The organism is Candidatus Pelagibacter communis (genome assembly GCF_001180165.1).
GTDB classification, from domain to species: Bacteria; Pseudomonadota; Alphaproteobacteria; order Pelagibacterales; family Pelagibacteraceae; genus Pelagibacter; species Pelagibacter ubique_P.
Genome location: NZ_CVSQ01000060.1, coordinates 146793 through 162709 on the forward strand (window position 1 = coordinate 146793; position 15917 = coordinate 162709).

18 protein-coding genes are annotated in these 15917 nt (G+C 27.7%); 7 read left to right on the plus strand and 11 right to left on the minus strand.

The features are described 5' to 3' along the window. A complete protein-coding gene (locus AMN88_RS04215; protein ID WP_218836662.1) occupies positions 1-324 on the minus strand; it encodes a c-type cytochrome in 324 nt (107 codons plus the stop codon). A gap of 43 nt (positions 325-367) precedes the next feature. Between AMN88_RS04215 and AMN88_RS04220 the strand changes: the two genes are divergently transcribed. Further along, the gene (locus tag AMN88_RS04220; protein WP_075536562.1) at positions 368-655 is read left to right on the plus strand and encodes a DUF1330 domain-containing protein; all 288 of its coding nucleotides are present in this window, start codon (positions 368-370) and stop codon (positions 653-655) included. Between the two features lie 32 nt (positions 656-687). Continuing rightward, a complete protein-coding gene (locus AMN88_RS04225) occupies positions 688-1575 on the plus strand; it encodes a glycosyltransferase family 17 protein (RefSeq protein WP_075536563.1) in 888 nt (295 codons plus the stop codon). 9 nt (positions 1576-1584) lie between these two features. On the opposite strand, the gene AMN88_RS04230 is transcribed toward AMN88_RS04225, so the two are convergent. Together AMN88_RS04230 and AMN88_RS04235 are read right to left on the minus strand one after the other, a co-directional pair. Beyond that, the gene (locus AMN88_RS04230; RefSeq protein ID WP_075536564.1) at positions 1585-2220 is read right to left on the minus strand and encodes a DNA-3-methyladenine glycosylase family protein; all 636 of its coding nucleotides are present in this window, start codon (positions 2218-2220) and stop codon (positions 1585-1587) included. Beyond that, on the minus strand, positions 2213-3094 hold the full coding sequence (locus AMN88_RS04235) for a DMT family transporter (RefSeq protein ID WP_075536565.1): 882 nt from the start codon (positions 3092-3094) through the stop codon (positions 2213-2215). The genes AMN88_RS04230 and AMN88_RS04235 overlap by 8 nt, the downstream gene beginning before the upstream one ends. A 34-nt stretch (positions 3095-3128) precedes the next feature. On the opposite strand from AMN88_RS04235, the gene msrA reads away from it, so the two are divergent. The 4 genes from msrA to AMN88_RS04255 are packed head-to-tail and all read left to right on the plus strand — an operon-like array spanning position 3129 to position 8512. Then, positions 3129-3572 (plus strand): peptide-methionine (S)-S-oxide reductase MsrA, encoded by a 444-nt coding sequence (gene msrA / locus AMN88_RS04240; RefSeq protein WP_075536566.1) that lies wholly within the window; start codon positions 3129-3131, stop codon positions 3570-3572. Position 3573: 1 nt separating this feature from the next. After that, on the plus strand, positions 3574-4386 hold the full coding sequence (locus tag AMN88_RS04245) for a sulfurtransferase (RefSeq protein ID WP_075536567.1): 813 nt from the start codon (positions 3574-3576) through the stop codon (positions 4384-4386). A 3-nt stretch (positions 4387-4389) separates the two neighbouring features. Beyond that, positions 4390-5385, plus strand: a complete 996-nt coding sequence (locus AMN88_RS04250) for an efflux RND transporter periplasmic adaptor subunit (RefSeq protein WP_075536568.1) — start codon at positions 4390-4392, stop codon at positions 5383-5385. 4 nt (positions 5386-5389) lie between these two features. Next, positions 5390-8512 (plus strand): efflux RND transporter permease subunit, encoded by a 3123-nt coding sequence (locus AMN88_RS04255; RefSeq protein WP_075536569.1) that lies wholly within the window; start codon positions 5390-5392, stop codon positions 8510-8512. On the opposite strand, the gene AMN88_RS04260 is transcribed toward AMN88_RS04255, so the two are convergent. Both AMN88_RS04260 and AMN88_RS04265 read right to left on the minus strand, forming a co-directional pair. Continuing rightward, a complete protein-coding gene (locus AMN88_RS04260; RefSeq protein ID WP_075536570.1) occupies positions 8509-9108 on the minus strand; it encodes a transglycosylase SLT domain-containing protein in 600 nt (199 codons plus the stop codon). The two genes, AMN88_RS04255 and AMN88_RS04260, sit on opposite strands and share 4 nt — an antisense overlap. Further along, the gene (locus AMN88_RS04265) at positions 9089-9484 is read right to left on the minus strand and encodes a VanZ family protein (protein WP_075536571.1); all 396 of its coding nucleotides are present in this window, start codon (positions 9482-9484) and stop codon (positions 9089-9091) included. Before AMN88_RS04265 ends, AMN88_RS04260 begins: the two co-directional genes overlap by 20 nt. Positions 9485-9529: 45 nt before the next feature. Here AMN88_RS04265 and AMN88_RS04270 point away from each other — a divergent pair, with 45 nt between their 5' ends. Further along, positions 9530-10237, plus strand: coding sequence for a 2,3-bisphosphoglycerate-dependent phosphoglycerate mutase (locus tag AMN88_RS04270; RefSeq protein ID WP_075536572.1), 708 nt, complete (start codon positions 9530-9532; stop codon positions 10235-10237). Here AMN88_RS04270 and AMN88_RS04275 read toward each other — a convergent pair. From AMN88_RS04275 to AMN88_RS04300, 6 genes are read right to left on the minus strand one after another with little or no spacing between them, the layout of a single operon-like run. Then, a complete protein-coding gene (locus tag AMN88_RS04275; protein ID WP_075536573.1) occupies positions 10215-10904 on the minus strand; it encodes a sugar phosphate nucleotidyltransferase in 690 nt (229 codons plus the stop codon). The two genes, AMN88_RS04270 and AMN88_RS04275, sit on opposite strands and share 23 nt — an antisense overlap. A 4-nt stretch (positions 10905-10908) precedes the next feature. Continuing rightward, a complete protein-coding gene (locus AMN88_RS04280; protein ID WP_075536574.1) occupies positions 10909-11853 on the minus strand; it encodes a phosphotransferase in 945 nt (314 codons plus the stop codon). 16 nt (positions 11854-11869) lie between these two features. Then, a complete protein-coding gene (gene tsaE / locus AMN88_RS04285) occupies positions 11870-12319 on the minus strand; it encodes a tRNA (adenosine(37)-N6)-threonylcarbamoyltransferase complex ATPase subunit type 1 TsaE (RefSeq protein ID WP_082254624.1) in 450 nt (149 codons plus the stop codon). Further along, complete coding sequence (ahcY, locus tag AMN88_RS04290) at positions 12303-13589, minus strand: adenosylhomocysteinase (protein ID WP_075536575.1); 1287 nt, start codon at positions 13587-13589, stop codon at positions 12303-12305. The genes tsaE and ahcY overlap by 17 nt, the downstream gene beginning before the upstream one ends. A 42-nt stretch (positions 13590-13631) precedes the next feature. Beyond that, positions 13632-15173, minus strand: a complete 1542-nt coding sequence (locus tag AMN88_RS04295) for a sensor histidine kinase (protein WP_075536576.1) — start codon at positions 15171-15173, stop codon at positions 13632-13634. After that, entirely contained in the window at positions 15173-15880 is a 708-nt protein-coding gene (locus AMN88_RS04300) for a response regulator transcription factor (RefSeq protein ID WP_075484256.1), read from the minus strand. Before AMN88_RS04300 ends, AMN88_RS04295 begins: the two co-directional genes overlap by 1 nt. Positions 15881-15917: the final 37 nt, after the last annotated feature.

The window sequence follows — 15917 nt, forward strand, 5'->3', positions numbered from 1 at the left end:
TTATTGTTCCGCAGCTATAGAAGTATAGTGAGCAACTGCTTCTATTTCCTCATCAGTTAGTATACCCTCCATTGCGGGCATTACTCCTATACCGTTTCTAACTGCCATTATAATTCTTTGAATATCAGGTCTAATTTCATTTAAATTTGGACCAACCATTGCGTTCGATCCAGCATCTGAGAGCATATGGCATGCTGCACAATTTCCAGTTCCCAGAAAAACTTCTTTTCCCTTATTAAACAATTCATCAGCATTAACGTGGGTTAATGATAAAAATATCAAAAATAATGATGTACCAAAGAAATTTAAAAATAATTTTTTCACATAAATTTGGTATCATAATTAAAAAAATTTAAAAAGGAGAATTATGAAAGCTTATTGGATTGCAAATTATACTGAAATAAAAGATGACGAAAGACTTAAAAAATATGCCGTTAAAGCTAAAGAAGCGGTTGAAAAATATTCTGGAAAAATAATAGCAAGAAGTGCAAATAATGTAACTTTGGAAGGTAGGGAAATGGTCAGAGTAGCTCTTGCAGAATTTCCAGATATTGAAACAGCAAAAAATTGTTACAATTCTGAAGAGTATGTTGAAGCTAGAAAACATTTGGAAAATAATGCTACTAGAGAACACATAATTTTTGAGGGAATGTAAGATAATAAATTTAAAATTTATAAATTAAGAGCATGAAGATATTTGATTGTTTTATGTATTTTGACGAGGAAATGATTTTAGATCTTAGGCTAAATATTTTAAACAAATACGTTGATTATTTTGTAATCGTGGAGAGTACATTCACTCATCGTGGAGAAAAGAGAGAATTAAAATTTAATCAAAATAAGTTTGAACAATTTAAAGATAAAATCATTTATCTTATTTATGATCAAGTCCCAGAAAATATTGAAAGTATCAATACAAATGATACCGAAAAAGAGAAATCAAGAAAATTGATTATGAATGCAATTTTTAGGGAAAATGGTCAAAGAAATTTCATTGAAAAAGGTTTAAAAAGTGCTGAAAGCGAAGATATTATTTTAATTTCAGATGTAGACGAAATACCAAACCTAAATGATTTAGATTTTAATCAAATAAATCAAAAAATTTTTTTGTTTGAACAAGATATGTTTTATTACAAATTTAATTTAAAATTACCTAACTTATCATGGAAAGGGTCAAGGGGCTGTAGAAAGAAATATTTTAAAAATCCTCAGTGGTTAAGAAATATAAAAGATCGTAAATACCCATTTTATAGGTTAGATGCATTTTTTTCTGAAAAAAAATTTATTAATTGTAAGATAATTAAAAATGGTGGATGGCATTTTACCAACTTAAAAACAGCTGAAGAAATAAAACATAAATTAAAATCATATCTTCATCATATTGAATTTGATAGAAATCCATTAACTACCGATCAAATTGATCAAATAATAAAAGATAAAGTTGCAGTTTATAATTTATCAGCTGATCAAAGACAAAATAAATTAGGTGGGAACAAATTAGAAAATTATCCGATACAAAATTTACCTAAATTTTTAACTGATAATATAGAACAATACAGAGAATGGATAGATTGATATAGAAATTTAGTACTGTATAGGCTCAGGATCTATACTTCTCCATAAGTACCAAGTTGCAACTGAACAATAGGGTGAAAATTTTTTGTTTAAATATTTAACGTAACTTTCTGGTGGTAGATATTTTTTATTAAAATTTTTTGAAATAGCTCTTAATAAACCAATATCCTGAATTGGCCAAATATTAGGACGATTATAAGTAAATAATAAAATCATTTCTGCTGACCATCTTCCAATTTGTCTTAATTGAGAAAGATAAATTATGGCATCTTCATCAGACATTTTTGAAATAAGTCTTGGATTAAAATCTTTACTTAATATTTTTTGAGCTAAACTTTTTATACCTTTCACTTTCTGTCTACTTAGACCACAACTTTTGAGCTGAATAGTAGACAGCTTGCTTACTGTTTTTGCGTTAATTTTATTTTTACATTTTTTCTTAAATTTTAAAAAAACCGAATTAGCAGCAGCTACACTAATTTGTTGTCCAATTATACTTTTACAAAGAGAGAAAAAAACATCTTTTCTTGAAGTTAGCACTGTCTCTGAGGGGGATTTATATTTTTTAATCAAAGAGGACATGATTTTATCTTTTTTCGACAAATATTTTTTTGCTTTATTCCAATATGATGGGGTTTTACTCATGGCGTGAAACAGATAGCTTTTTTTTTAAATACATCTCTCTTCTAAATATAATAATAGATGAAACTATAACTAATAGGGCACCTAATAATGTTTTAGAAGTTGGTATTTCGTTCCAAATAAAATATCCAAATATTATAGCAAAGACCAATCCAAGATATTTTAAAGGGGAAACTAAACTTACTTCTGAATATTTGTAAGATTGTGACAACCATAAATTTGCTAGACCACCTAATATACCAACCATAGATAGCAAAAATAAATCAACTAAACTTGGCAAGATCCATCCCTGATAAAAAGATAAAAAACTTAGAAGCATTATTGAGAATGAAAAGAAAAAACTAATTAACCAAGCAGGCTCGGTTGATGATAATTTTCTTATAGCAATAGCTACATAAGATAAGCCTAAGCAAAAAATTATTGGATAAATATAATATAAATTCAAAGAGCTAAAACCTGGTTCAGTGATGAAAATTATACCAACAAATCCTACTAAAACTGCTAACCATCGATAAATACCAACTTTCTCTTTTAGTAAAAAAATTGAAAATATTGTTATAAATATTGGTGCCGCAAATGAAATACTTACCACTGTTGCTAAAGGCAAATTTCTTAATGCTATAAATATAGAAACCAAAGCAATTAATCCTGCTAGACATCTTTTAAAATGAAGAAATGGTCTAGTTGTTTTGTAAAAATCTAAATATCTATCTTTAGGAATAAGAAATAAAATAGGAATTATTCCACAAAATCCTCTGAAAAATAATACTTGTCCAACGGGATAATCCTCAGACCATTTAACAATCACATCCATAAGTGAAAATGCACATACCGATATAAACATGTAAAAAAAGCCTAATTGATTTTTTGATAACATATGATTAACTTTAGATTAATTAACTTAATTATCAATGGAAATAGCAATTTTAGGATTAGGATGTTTTTGGGGACCAGAAATTAAGTTTAGTAAACTTGATGGAGTTATAAAAACAGAAGTAGGTTATTGTGGAGGTCATAATACTGAAACAAATTACAAAGAAGTATGCACAGGCACAACAAATCATGCAGAAGTAGTAAAATTAGATTTTGATCCTAAAGTAATATCTTACGAGAAAATTCTTGAATATTTTTTTGAAATTCATGACCCAACAACATTAAATTCTCAAGGACCAGATTTTGGAACCCAATATAGAAGTGAAATATTTTATTTAAATGATCAGCAAAAAATTACTGCTGAAAAAATGATAGAAAAAGAAAACGTCAAATTATCTGGAAAAGTAGTAACAAAAACTTCTTTAGTTAAAAATTATTGCCCAGCTGAAGAGTATCACCAAAGATATTTGGAAAAAAGATAAAATGTCTTTAGTTGATACAAGTTGGTTAGAAAATAATATAGATAAAGTAAAAATTATTGATTGCTCATGGCATATGCCTCAAACTCAAAGAAACGGTTTTGAGGAATATAAAGAGGAACATATTCCAAATGCTATTTTTTTTGATTTGGATAAAAATTCAAAATTAGATACTGATTTACCACATATGCTTACTGATACTAAATCTTGGGAAAAAATAATGAGCAACATGGGTATAGAAAATAATGATCGAATAGTAATTTATGATAATTCTGATGTTATTAGTTCTTGTAGATGTTGGTACAATTTAATTTATTATGGACATGATCCTAAACTAGTTCATGTTCTGGATGGCGGGTTAAAAAAATGGAAAAAAGAAAATAAACCTACAGATAACAAAGAAGTAACCAATCAAACTTCAAAGTATATATGCAAAGAAAATTTAGAACTAGTTAAAAATAAAAAACAAATAGATGAAAATATTAATTCACATGAATTTAATGTTGTTGATGCAAGAAGTAGAGAAAGATTTGAAGGCAAAGTTGCTGAACCAAGGAAAGGCCTTAGAAGTGGTTCAATAAAAAATTCTTTTTGCCTACCCTTTTCTGAATTAGTAAACGAAGACCATACTTTCGTTAGTAAAGATAAAATAATGGAAATATTTAAGTCGTTTAAATTTGACCATGATAAAAATCTAGTATTTTCATGTGGTTCTGGAGTGACTGCAAGTGTATTGGCACTAGCTTATTCTTTAATAAATGCTAAATATATGCCGACAATTTACGATGGCTCTTGGGCTGAATACGGAAAAAATTAACTTATGAAAACATCTACAAAAATAACAAGTATAGTAATCATATTTTTCTTGATCATTGCAACAGTGATCATTGGAAGAACGATGATAGGTAATCATTTCAAAAAAAAATTTAGCAAAAGACCACCTCCTGGAATAATAATAACTACTACTAAAGAGAGAATTTTTGAAAATGTTGTTAGTACTTACGGGACTGCAACTCCAATTCAAACACAATCATTTAAAATTGAAAAATATGAAATATTAAAACCTATAAAATTTAATCAAAAAGTTAAAAAGGGTGATATAATTGCTGAGCTTAAAAATCGAAAAGTTATCGCTCAATTTGATGGTGTTATTGGAAAAAGAGAATTTTCGGAAGATATAGAAGTTTCAAAATCTTCAATATTAATTAATCTTGAAGATACTAGCTCAATATATTGTGATGTAGATATACCTGAAATTTTTGTACCATTTATTGAAGTTGGTCTGCCAGTTGATATTAAATTTTCTGGATATAAAAATAAAATTTATAAAGGTGAAGTAGACTCTTTTGCTAGCAGAATAAGTGAAGATACAAGAGCTTTAGCAACAAGAATTAAGATGGATAATTCATCAGGTGAAATTTTACCTGGCTCATTTTTAGAAATATCAATTAAATATGATGTGAGAAATGGTTTAAGTGCTCCTGACACTAGTACAATTGTCGAGGGTGAAAATGTTTTTATTTATAAAGTAGATGAAAAAAATAAAGTAATAAAAACAAAGGTAACCATTGGTGATAGATATTTAGGCTTTGTAGAAATATTAGATGGATTAAATAATGGAGATAAAATTGTTGCAGAAGGAACAAAAAAAGTAAGACCAAATTTAACAATTAGACCTATAGAGAAAGGTGCTAAAAAAAAACAAGGAAATTCTAGCTGGGGCAAAAAAGATAAATCAAAAAAAACTGAAGAAAAAAAAGGTAAATTTGATTGGTTGAAAAATATTTTTAAAAAATCAGATAAAGAGAAAAAATAATTAAATGTATATAACTGAAGTTAGCATTAAACGACCTGTTGTTGCTTGGGTTATGTCTTTGATATTGATAATTTTTGGTATTTTTGTCTTTTTAGAATTGCCAGTACGAGAACTTCCAGATGGTATACAGCCTCCAGTAGTACAAGTTCAAACTGATTATAAATCTGCTTCTGCTGAAATCGTTGATGAAGAAATAACTCAAAAACTAGAGGATGTAATTGGAGGCGCTGAAGGTATCAAAAATATTGACTCAAGTTCTCTCAATGGAAGAAGTAGGATTAATATTCAATTCAATACAGATATTGATTTAGATGATGCAGCTAATGATATAAGGGAAAGAGTTGCAAGAGTTGTAGATAATTTACCAAGTGAGTCAAATCCTCCACAAATTTTAAAACAGGCAGCAGGTTTTACAACTACAATGTGGGTAGCATTATCATCCCCAACCTGGAATGATCTAGATCTTGGTGATTATGCTGAAAGATATCTAATAGATGCATTTTCAAGCGTACCAAACGTAGGTCGAATTTTAGTTGGTGGATTAAGAGAGCTTAGTGTTAGAGTTTGGATAGATCCAATAAAATTAGCTGCAAACGATCTTACAATTCAAGAAGTTGAAAGAGCTCTTAGAAATGAGAATATAAATCTTCCAGCTGGAACCTTAGAAGCTAATAACAAAGACTTAACTTTAAACATTGATAAATCGTATTCTAATATTGATACTATTAAACAATTGCCACTAAAGAAAAATAAAGAAAAAGTTATTATTTTATCTGATGTAGCTAATATAGAGTTTGGACCTGTTTCAGAAAAAACTTTATTTAAAGCACAAAGAAAAAATGCAGTAAATTTAAAAACCGTAGGAATTGGAATTTATGCAAAAAGTGGTGCATCAACGGTAGAGCTTTCTAAACAAATAAAAACTAAAATTAAAGAACTTAACAAATCCTTACCTGATGGATTAAAGTTAGAGATAGCATTTAACAGAGCGACCTACATTGGTGCAGCGATTGAAGAAGTATATAAAAGTTTAGTAATTGCATTCGTACTAGTTGTTTTAATTATTTATCTTTTTTTAGGTAACCTAAAAGCTGTAATTGTTCCTGCGGTTGCTTTACCAGTTAGTCTTATTGGATCATTTCTCGGATTATATATATTCGATCTATCAATTAATATTTTTGTATTACTAAGTTTTATTCTAGCAATTGGTATAATCACTGATGACTCTGTAATCATGACTGATGCGATTTATACAAGAATTGAAAATGGGGAAACACCTTTAGTGGCTGCTTACAAAGGTTCTAAACAAATTACATTTGCAATTATTGCAACAACTTTAATTCTTGTAGCAGTATTTTTACCTTTAATTTTTATTAAAGGAATATCAGGAACTTTGTTTAAAGAAACAGCAATTGCCTTATCTTTTTCAATTGTTGTATCTTCTTTTGTGGCATTAACATTATCTCCAATGCTAGGAAGTAAATTTTTAAACAAAAAAGAAAAAATAAATTTCTTCGTAAAAAAATTCAATAATGGATTTAAATCTTTTACAGGATTTTATGTAAACTCTCTTAAATATTGGGTGAATAAACAAAAAACTATTTCAATATTTATAATTTTAATTATAGCCACTTCAGCTTATTTGTTTAGTTTTTCCAAAAAAGAATTAATACCAATTGAAGATAGGGGTGCTTATTTAATTATTGGGTCAACTGATGAAGGAAGTTCATTCGAATATACCCAGGAAAAAGCGCAAATAATTGAAGGAAGAATATTAAGATTATTACAGGCAGAAGACAGTCCATATGAAAGACTAATCATGAGAGTTCCTGGTTTCGGAAGATCTGCAACGTCTTATAACAGTTTTATAATTATTGCATTACTTGATGAATGGAAAAATAGAGAAAAAGGTAGTCAAACAATATTAAGAGAAGCAATTGGACAAGTGGTTTCTGTACCTGAAACTTTTGCTTTTCCAATTTCTCCACAATCAATAAGAGTATCTAGTTACAATAAGCCCGTTCAGATGGTGATATATGGATCTAGCTACGAAGAATTGGAAGAAATTCAAAATAGTGTTTTAAGAGAATTAAGAAAAAATAGAAATATGTCTAGAATTGAAAGTGATTATACAAAAAATAAACCTGAGGTTAAATTAATCACTAATAAAAACAGAGCAAATGATTTGGGAGTTTCTACTGAAAATATAGGTAGAACTCTAGAAACTCTTTATGGAGGAAAAAGAGTAACAACTTTTAGTAAAGAAGGAAGAGAATATCCAATTATTTTACAACAATATTTAGCAGACAGAAGAGATAAAGATGGCTTGTCAAAAATTTTTGTTAGATCTGAAACAACTGGTAAACTTGTATCTGTTGCAAGTTTAGTTGAGTTTAAAGAGAAAGGCACTGCTGAAGCGCTTCCAAGATACAATCGTCAAAGAGCAGTTACAATTTCTGCTGCGCTTGCAGAAGATTACACTCTAACAGAGGCTATAAAATACCTGGAAGATGTCATGATTAGAGTTGCTCCTCAAAATCAAATCACTTGGAAAGGAAAATCTGAAGAGTTAAAAGAAACAACAAATGAAATATACTTAATTTTTGCTCTTGCTTTGTTAACTGCCTATTTAGTAATGGCAGCAACATTTAACTCTTTTGTTCATCCATTTATTATTATTTTAACAGTTCCACTAGCTGTATTTGGTGGATTAGTATTTATTTTATTTTTAAATAGTTCAGTAAATATTTTCTCTCAAATCGCTTTAATAATACTGATTGGTATATCCACAAAGAATAGTATTTTGATTGTAGACTACACAAACCAGATAAGAACTACCGGTGTTAAAATTCAGGACGCTATAATTAAAGCTTGCCAACTTAGAATTCGACCAATCATAATGACCTCACTTAGTACAATGATAGCAATGCTTCCATTAGTTATAGGAAATATTGGCCCCGGTGCAGGTGAAGGCTCTAGATTAGCTGTGGGTTCTACAATTTTAGGAGGAATGATCATTTCAACCTTCTTTACTTTATATGTAACTCCAACAATGTATTTAGCTCTTGCAAAAAATACTAAGCGAATTGATGCAGTTGATATTGAATTAAAAAAACAGCTAAATTAAAAAATAATATATTTTGAAGTTGATAAAGAATTTTTACATTCTGATAATTGTTGCTTATAAATATTTGATTGTTTCTCAACTCTTTTGGCTAGATTAATTACTTTTTTATTTTTTTTATAATTTTTATAGTTACCCCACCCTTCATGATAAGCAATATACTGCTTAAAAGCATCTTTTTTTGAAACTTTTAAAATTTTTTCAGTTTTATTAGTATACCAACCAATAAAATCTACACTGTCTTTAAATCTTGTCCTGGCAGCAAGCCTATTCCCAGTTTCTTCTTTATATTGTTTCCATGTTCCTTTTACAGCCTGTGAATACCCAAAAGAACTTGATGGTCTCTTATAAGGCACTACTTTAAATAATTTCTGTCTAGGAGGTTTTGCTAACCAGTCAAAACTGGATTCCATTTTTATAATTGCAAGCTGTAAATAAACAGGGGTTCCCCATTTTTTTTCAGCTTTTTTTGCATGTTTGTACCACATGTATCTTTCATTAAATATAGAACAACCATCTGCTGTATTTTTTGGAACAGATGAGCAACCTGAAATAAAAATTATTAAAATAAATAAATAATTAATTTTCAAAATTTTCATTTTTTTTAAAAAAGTAAAATATAATTATGGCTATAATTACACCTGCTAGATTTCCAAATAAATCCGAAAATTCAAAACTTCTATTGGGCACAAAGTATTGTAACACCTCAAGTACAATAGACAAAAATATTAAATAAATACTTAAAATGTTGAATTGATTTTTTTTTCGGTAAGTTAGAAAACCAATTAGAGAAAGGACTATATATGCATACAAATGATTTGTTGAAACAATAAAATTTGCAGTTATTTGAGGCTGTATTTTACAATCGTCATAAAAATAACAGCCAAGCAAACTGCCTGGAAACAAATACAAAACAATTAAAATGAAATTGCATAAATAAAAAATAAATTTATATTTCGAAAAATAATTAATCATTAATAATATAGTTTTATTTATCAAATTGATTTAAAAGATAAACAAATGAGTTATTTAATTTTAGTAAGACACGGTCAAAGTGTATGGAATCTTGAAAAGAAATTTACTGGATGGGTTGATGTAGATCTGACAGAAAATGGAAAATCAGAGGCAAAAAAAGCTGGTGAATTAATAAAACAAGAAAAAATTAAAGTTAATTTGTATTACTCTTCTTTTCAATTGAGGGCTAAGAATACTTTAAAAATAATACAAGAAGAATTACAAGATTTTAAAGAAGTAAAGAGTGCATGGGAATTAAACGAGAGACATTATGGAGCTCTGACAGGGTTAAATAAAGATGAAATGAAAAAAAAACTTGGAGAAGAAAAAGTTCATCAATTTAGACGTTCTTGGGACCTTAGACCCGACCCTTTAGATAAAAAAAATCCATATCACCCACTAAATATTGAAACATATAAAAAAATTCCTTTAGAAAAAATTCCAGATACTGAGTCACTCAAAGACACATATGAAAGAGTAATAAAATTTTATAACAAAGAGATTGAAAACAAAACAAGTGAAAATATCCTCATTTCTGCTCATGGAAACTCTATTAGAGCTTTATGCAAATATTTGTTTAATTTAGATAATAATAAAATCTCTAAACTTGAAATTCCTACAGGAAACCCCCTTTTAATTGAATTAGAAAACAGCAAAATTTCTAATTGTAAATATCTTGATCAAGATAGAGCTAAAGATCTTTTAGTTTTTTAAAAATATCCAGATCAGTTAAATGATAAAATTTTTTTTGGCTTTCATAACCAAATAACTTTTTTTGGTCTAATAAATTGTTCCAAATTTCCAAAATTGAATAATTTTCTATTTTCTCTTTAATAAATAATTTTTTATTAATTATTTGACATCCAATGTAAATAAATTCTTTTTCAGCCTCTTTGTTAATTAAATTATTTTTTAAATTAAAATCTCCCTTTAACTTTTTATCAAAACTAAATCTTTTGTTTACCAAAAGAAGAATGTTTTCTAATTTTTCAGAAAAATACATTGTTTCCATTTTTAATATCTCATCTTTATAGTCATTACTCCAGATTGTATCTGGATTAAAAATTATAAAATCCCTTTCATTAGAACCTTTAATCATATTTTGAATACCTCCCCCTGTATCTAAAATATGCTCACCATCCTCAATTATTTTGATATCAATATTGAAATTTTTACTATTTAAAAAAGCTGAAAATTGATCCTTTAAATAAAAAGTATTTATTAAGATTTTTTGAATACCTAGTTTTTCGATTAAATGAATACATCTCTCCAGCATACTTATATCTTTAATCTCTAATAAGGGCTTAGGAGTATTTAAAGTAATTGGATTTAATCTCTTACCAAAACCTGCACATAAAATTAAAGCTGTATTTATTTTCACAACTCTACCTTATATATTTTGGAAAATTATTTTTTAATAGCAACATCAAATTATTGAATTCATTTTGCTCTTTAATTCTATGATTAATCATTTCCCAAGCGTAGGGAATTAATTTTAGATATTTTTTTTTATTGTCTCTAACAGCTAAACGCATAAATATACCGATTATTTTTAAATTTCTTAAAACAGATAATATTTCAAAATCTTTTTTAAATTTTTTCAAATCAATTTTTTTATTTGTTTTGATGTAAAACTTAAATACTTTTTCTTTTAATTCATTAGATGTTTTTAATCTTACGTCGTCAATTAAGGATGCTAAATCGTAAGCTCTATTGCCAATTAGTGCATCTTGACTATCTATTACTGCAATTTTTTTATTGTGATACATCAAATTTGAAACATGAAAATCTCTATGAACAAATGTAACATTTTTATAATTTAATTTTGATAATAATTTTTTTATCTCTAATCTAAATTTTTTTCTAAATTGAATACTTTTAGATTTAGATAATATCTTTGGTGCATACCATTCACAAAAAAGTTTAGTTTCATCAAACAAAATATTGTTTTTATATTCTTGAACTTTATATAGTTTGTTTTTAAAATTTTTTACTTTTTTATCTTTTATTAATTGTATTTTATTTAAAATTTTTATTATCTTTTTAAAAATAACATATTTATTATTCTTTTTGTTTTTTAAAATTTGAAACAAAGTTTGGCCTCCAAAGTCATTTATTTCTATATAATTATTAATGTAATTTTCACTTATTAGATTTGGTGCTAAAATTTTATTTTTAATTAAAATTTTATTTATCGCATCATAAATTAAAAGATTTTTTAACTTTTCTTTCTTGGATAGTACAATAATAGATTTATTATCTCTGTTTCTATAAAATTCTCTAAAAGAAGCGTCACCTTTTATTTTTTTCAATTTTGCTAAGCTTTTCATCAAAATAGGTTTTAATTTAAACTTTTATATCTACAGTTCTATCATTTAATTGATTTAAATAATTAAATGTTAAAGTTATAAATTTTATATCTTGTTTATCAGCAATTAATTGTGGCCATTCTATAAGTGTTATTAATTTATTATCTTTTTCAAAAATATCTAAATTATTGATATCTTCTTTCCTATTAATTCTAAATAAATCATAATGTTTTATTCTTATATCTTTCACCTGATACTCATTTAATAAACTAAAAGTAGGGCTTGTAATTTCTGTTTGTGTTAAATTATTTATTTTTTGATACTCATTTATAAAATATTTAACAAAGGTTGTTTTACCAACGCCCATCTCTCCATATAAAAAAACAAACTCACCACCTTTAAGATATTTTGTAAATTCTTTAGCTAATTCTTTGGTTAACTTCTCTGAAGTGATATCGATTGTGCTATCTTTAATAGCGATAGGCATCTGGTTTGAAAGGACCTTCTGTTCCAACGCTTATATAGTCTGCTTGCTCTTTTGATAATTTTGTTAGTTTTGCTCCAACCTTTTTTAAATGCAGAGTTGCTACTTTTTCATCTAAATGTTTTGGAAGCACGTAAACTTTATTTTCATAATTTTTATGATTATGCCAAAGTTCTATTTGAGCAATTACTTGATTAGTAAATGATGCACTCATTACAAAACTTGGATGTCCTGTTGCACAGCCAAGATTAACTAATCTTCCTTCAGCTAAAAGAATAATTCTTTTACCGCTTGGCAGCTCTATTTCATGCACTTGAGGTTTTACTTCAGTCCACTTATAATTTCTAAGAGCTTCAACTTGTATTTCATTATCAAAGTGACCAATATTACACAAGATAGCTCTGTCCTTCATATCTCTCATATGATCTGCAGTAACAATGTCTTTGTTACCTGTTGCTGTTACAACGATATCCGCTCTACTTATAGCCTCCTCCATTAATACCACTTCATAACCTTCCATTGCAGCCTGAAGAGCACATATTGGATCTGCTTCTGTAACTAAAACTCTAGCTCCACTTTGTCTTAAAGATGCAGCACTTCCTTTTCCAACGTCTCCAAAACCAGCAACAATAGCAATTTTTCCAGACATCATTACATCAGTAGCTCTTCTGATGCCGTCTACTAAACTTTCTCTACATCCATATAAATTATCAAATTTTGATTTTGTGACAGAGTCATTCACGTTTATTGCTGGAACTAAAAGCGATTTATCTTTTTCCATTTTATTTAATGCTTTAATCCCAGTGGTAGTCTCTTCTGAAACGCCTTTAATATCTTTCATTAAATCTTGATATTCATTGTGCATGATAGCTGTTAAATCACCACCGTCATCTAATAACATGTTAGGTTTCCAGTCAGGTTTTCCAACTATAGTTTGTTTAATGCACCATAAATATTCCTCTTCTGTTTCACCTTTCCAAGCATAAACAGGGATCCCAGCCTTTGCAATTGCAGCAGCTGCATGATCTTGAGTTGAAAAAATATTACAAGAAGACCAACGAACTTCAGCACCTAATGCAACTAAAGTTTCAATTAGTACAGCCGTTTGGATTGTCATATGAAGGCATCCTATAATTCTTGCACCCTTTAATGGTTTTTCATTAGAATACTCTTCTCTTAAAGCCATTAATCCAGGCATTTCACTTTCAGCTATTGATATTTCTTTTCTACCAAATTCAGCTTGATCAATGTTTTTTACTTTATAATCTTCCATGGCAAGCTTTATACAGCTAAGTATTTATTTATCAAGGATTGATTAAACATTTGGAAATCTTATCTCTATCATTGCTCCTTCTTTATCAATACGATTAGATGCTACAATTTCACCATCGTGGAGTTCAACCAAGTTTTTTACTATATTTAAACCTAAGCCTGAGTGTTCTCCAAATTTTTCAGGTCTATTACTATAAAATCTTTTAAATATTCTTGATGTGTCTTTTTCTTTAAATCCTTGTCCTTCATCAAGAATTTTGATTGATATTTGACTTTTTTCATTAACAGAAACATCAACAAAAACATTAGCACCGTCTTTACTAAATGATATTGAATTGTCTAATAAATTTGCAATGATTTGTTCAATTCTATTTTCTATACCATTTATAAAATATTTATCTTTTCCATCATTTTTGTATTCAATTTTAATTCCTTTTTTTACTTGATGAATATTATTATAATCATCAACAACAGATTGAATTATAGGTTCAATATCAATTTTTTTCATTTTTTCTTTACTTAAGGCAACTTCATCCTTTAACATTTGTGAATAATCAGTAATCAATCTTTCTATTCTTTGTACGTCGTGACTAAGTATATTTAATAATTTATTTCTTTGTTTGTTATCATTTGTATCTTGTAAAATTTCTGATGCACTTTTTAAAGATGCTAATGGATTTCTAATTTCATGAACTAAATCTGTCGAAAAGTTTTCTGCATGAGTAACTCTATTTTGAAGCTCATTTGTCATATCCTCTAAAGAATTTGATAAAAGTCCCAATTCATCATTTCTTTTTTTAAGATTTTCAATACCTGGTTTAGCTTGACTTTTTTCTTTAATACGAATTGTATATCCAACGAGATTCTGTATTGGTTTAATAAAATATCTGCTTAACACAAAAGAAAAAATTAATATTACAAATCCTACTGATATAGCTGTTCTTATTACAAATGCTTTCCTCTCATCTATTGCTGTCTTTATTTCATTAGCGTTTTCTGTAATAGCTACATAACCAAGATTTATCTCATTCTTTGTAACATTCTTAATAGTTGTTACATTAAATTGATTAAACTCTTCTTGAATAAATGTGTAAGTAACTCCTAAATTTTCAGAGCTAGAATAATTTTTTAATATATCTTTGAATGAAACAGGTTTTTTTTCATCAATTTTTATATTTTTTTCCTCAATAGTTTTTTCTATTTCCTCATTATCTAAACTTTCAAATTCAATTCTATCAAGCCTTGTAGAGAATGATCTTGGATCAAGATCTAAAGTATCAGTGTCACCAATAAGGTTAAGTTGATCATCAAAAAATATTACTCTATCTAAATTTTGAAAAATAAACCTTGTAGAAAATAAAAATCTTCTAATATCGTCAGATTGGAATTTTACATCTAGCCTTAAAATATTATCAATGGTGTTGTTAATGATGTTTGTGTGATTTTGAGATTTTTTTTTTATTAAACTTGGCTGAATATTATTTAGATATATGAATGTAAATAGTCCAATAATTGTAAAAATTACAAAATTTATAAATAAAAATTTTTTTAATATAGAAAGAGTTTTTAAGTATTTACTAAACATTAGCTAACATTCCATCTATATCCACTACCATACCTAGTTTCAATAGCTGAAAAATCAGGATCTACTTTTTTAAATTTTTTTCTAATTCGTTTTACGTGACTATCAATAGTTCTATCCTCAATATCTGTATCTTCTCGGTAAGCTATATCCATAAGCTGAGCTCTTTCTTTAATTATACCAGGCCTCTTTGCTAACTCTTTAACAATTAAAAACTCAGTAGTTGTCAATTTATCAGGCAGCTGTTTTCCATTCCATTCACACTCAAGTTGTGATGGATCTAATTTTAATCTTCCATGGGATATCAGACTTTTATTTTCCTCTAGAATATTATTTGAATCTTTTTTTCTTAACTGCACTCTAATTCTTTCAATCAAAACTTTTATAGAAAAACCTCCTGATTTTTTTACAAAATCATCTGCACCCAGCTTTAGACCTAACAACTCATCAATTTCATCATCTTTAGATGTTAAAAAAATTACTGGTAAGGAAGTTTTTTTTCGAAGTTTTTTTAGTAATTCTTCTCCATCCATCTTAGGCATTTTTATATCTATGACTGCTAAGTCAGGTGGCATTCTGGTTAAACCGATTAATGCACTTTCACCATCAATGTATGTTTGAACTTTAAAACCCTCTTTTTCTAATGCGATACTTAAACTTGTTAAAATATTTCTATCGTCATCTATCAAGGCTATTGTTTGTTTTTGCATAAAGTAGTTTAAAAATACTAAATTGTCCTAATTTGGG

Excerpts from the sequence above, each read along its gene's own strand:
- AMN88_RS04220 (WP_075536562.1), top strand. The coding sequence starts at position 368 with ATGAAAGCTTATTGGATTGCAAATTATACTGAAATAAAAGATGACGAA.
- AMN88_RS04225 (WP_075536563.1), top strand. The coding sequence starts at position 688 with ATGAAGATATTTGATTGTTTTATGTATTTTGACGAGGAAATGATTTTA.
- AMN88_RS04230 (WP_075536564.1), bottom strand. The coding sequence starts at position 2,220 with ATGAGTAAAACCCCATCATATTGGAATAAAGCAAAAAAATATTTGTCG.
- AMN88_RS04235 (WP_075536565.1), bottom strand. The coding sequence starts at position 3,094 with ATGTTATCAAAAAATCAATTAGGCTTTTTTTACATGTTTATATCGGTA.
- msrA (WP_075536566.1), top strand. The coding sequence starts at position 3,129 with ATGGAAATAGCAATTTTAGGATTAGGATGTTTTTGGGGACCAGAAATT.
- AMN88_RS04245 (WP_075536567.1), top strand. The coding sequence starts at position 3,574 with ATGTCTTTAGTTGATACAAGTTGGTTAGAAAATAATATAGATAAAGTA.
- AMN88_RS04250 (WP_075536568.1), top strand. The coding sequence starts at position 4,390 with ATGAAAACATCTACAAAAATAACAAGTATAGTAATCATATTTTTCTTG.
- AMN88_RS04255 (WP_075536569.1), top strand. The coding sequence starts at position 5,390 with ATGTATATAACTGAAGTTAGCATTAAACGACCTGTTGTTGCTTGGGTT.
- AMN88_RS04260 (WP_075536570.1), bottom strand. The coding sequence starts at position 9,108 with ATGAAAATTTTGAAAATTAATTATTTATTTATTTTAATAATTTTTATT.
- AMN88_RS04265 (WP_075536571.1), bottom strand. The coding sequence starts at position 9,484 with ATGATTAATTATTTTTCGAAATATAAATTTATTTTTTATTTATGCAAT.
- AMN88_RS04270 (WP_075536572.1), top strand. The coding sequence starts at position 9,530 with ATGAGTTATTTAATTTTAGTAAGACACGGTCAAAGTGTATGGAATCTT.
- AMN88_RS04280 (WP_075536574.1), bottom strand. The coding sequence starts at position 11,853 with ATGAAAAGCTTAGCAAAATTGAAAAAAATAAAAGGTGACGCTTCTTTT.
- tsaE (WP_082254624.1), bottom strand. The coding sequence starts at position 12,319 with ATGCCTATCGCTATTAAAGATAGCACAATCGATATCACTTCAGAGAAG.
- ahcY (WP_075536575.1), bottom strand. The coding sequence starts at position 13,589 with ATGGAAGATTATAAAGTAAAAAACATTGATCAAGCTGAATTTGGTAGA.
- AMN88_RS04295 (WP_075536576.1), bottom strand. The coding sequence starts at position 15,173 with ATGTTTAGTAAATACTTAAAAACTCTTTCTATATTAAAAAAATTTTTA.
- AMN88_RS04300 (WP_075484256.1), bottom strand. The coding sequence starts at position 15,880 with ATGCAAAAACAAACAATAGCCTTGATAGATGACGATAGAAATATTTTA.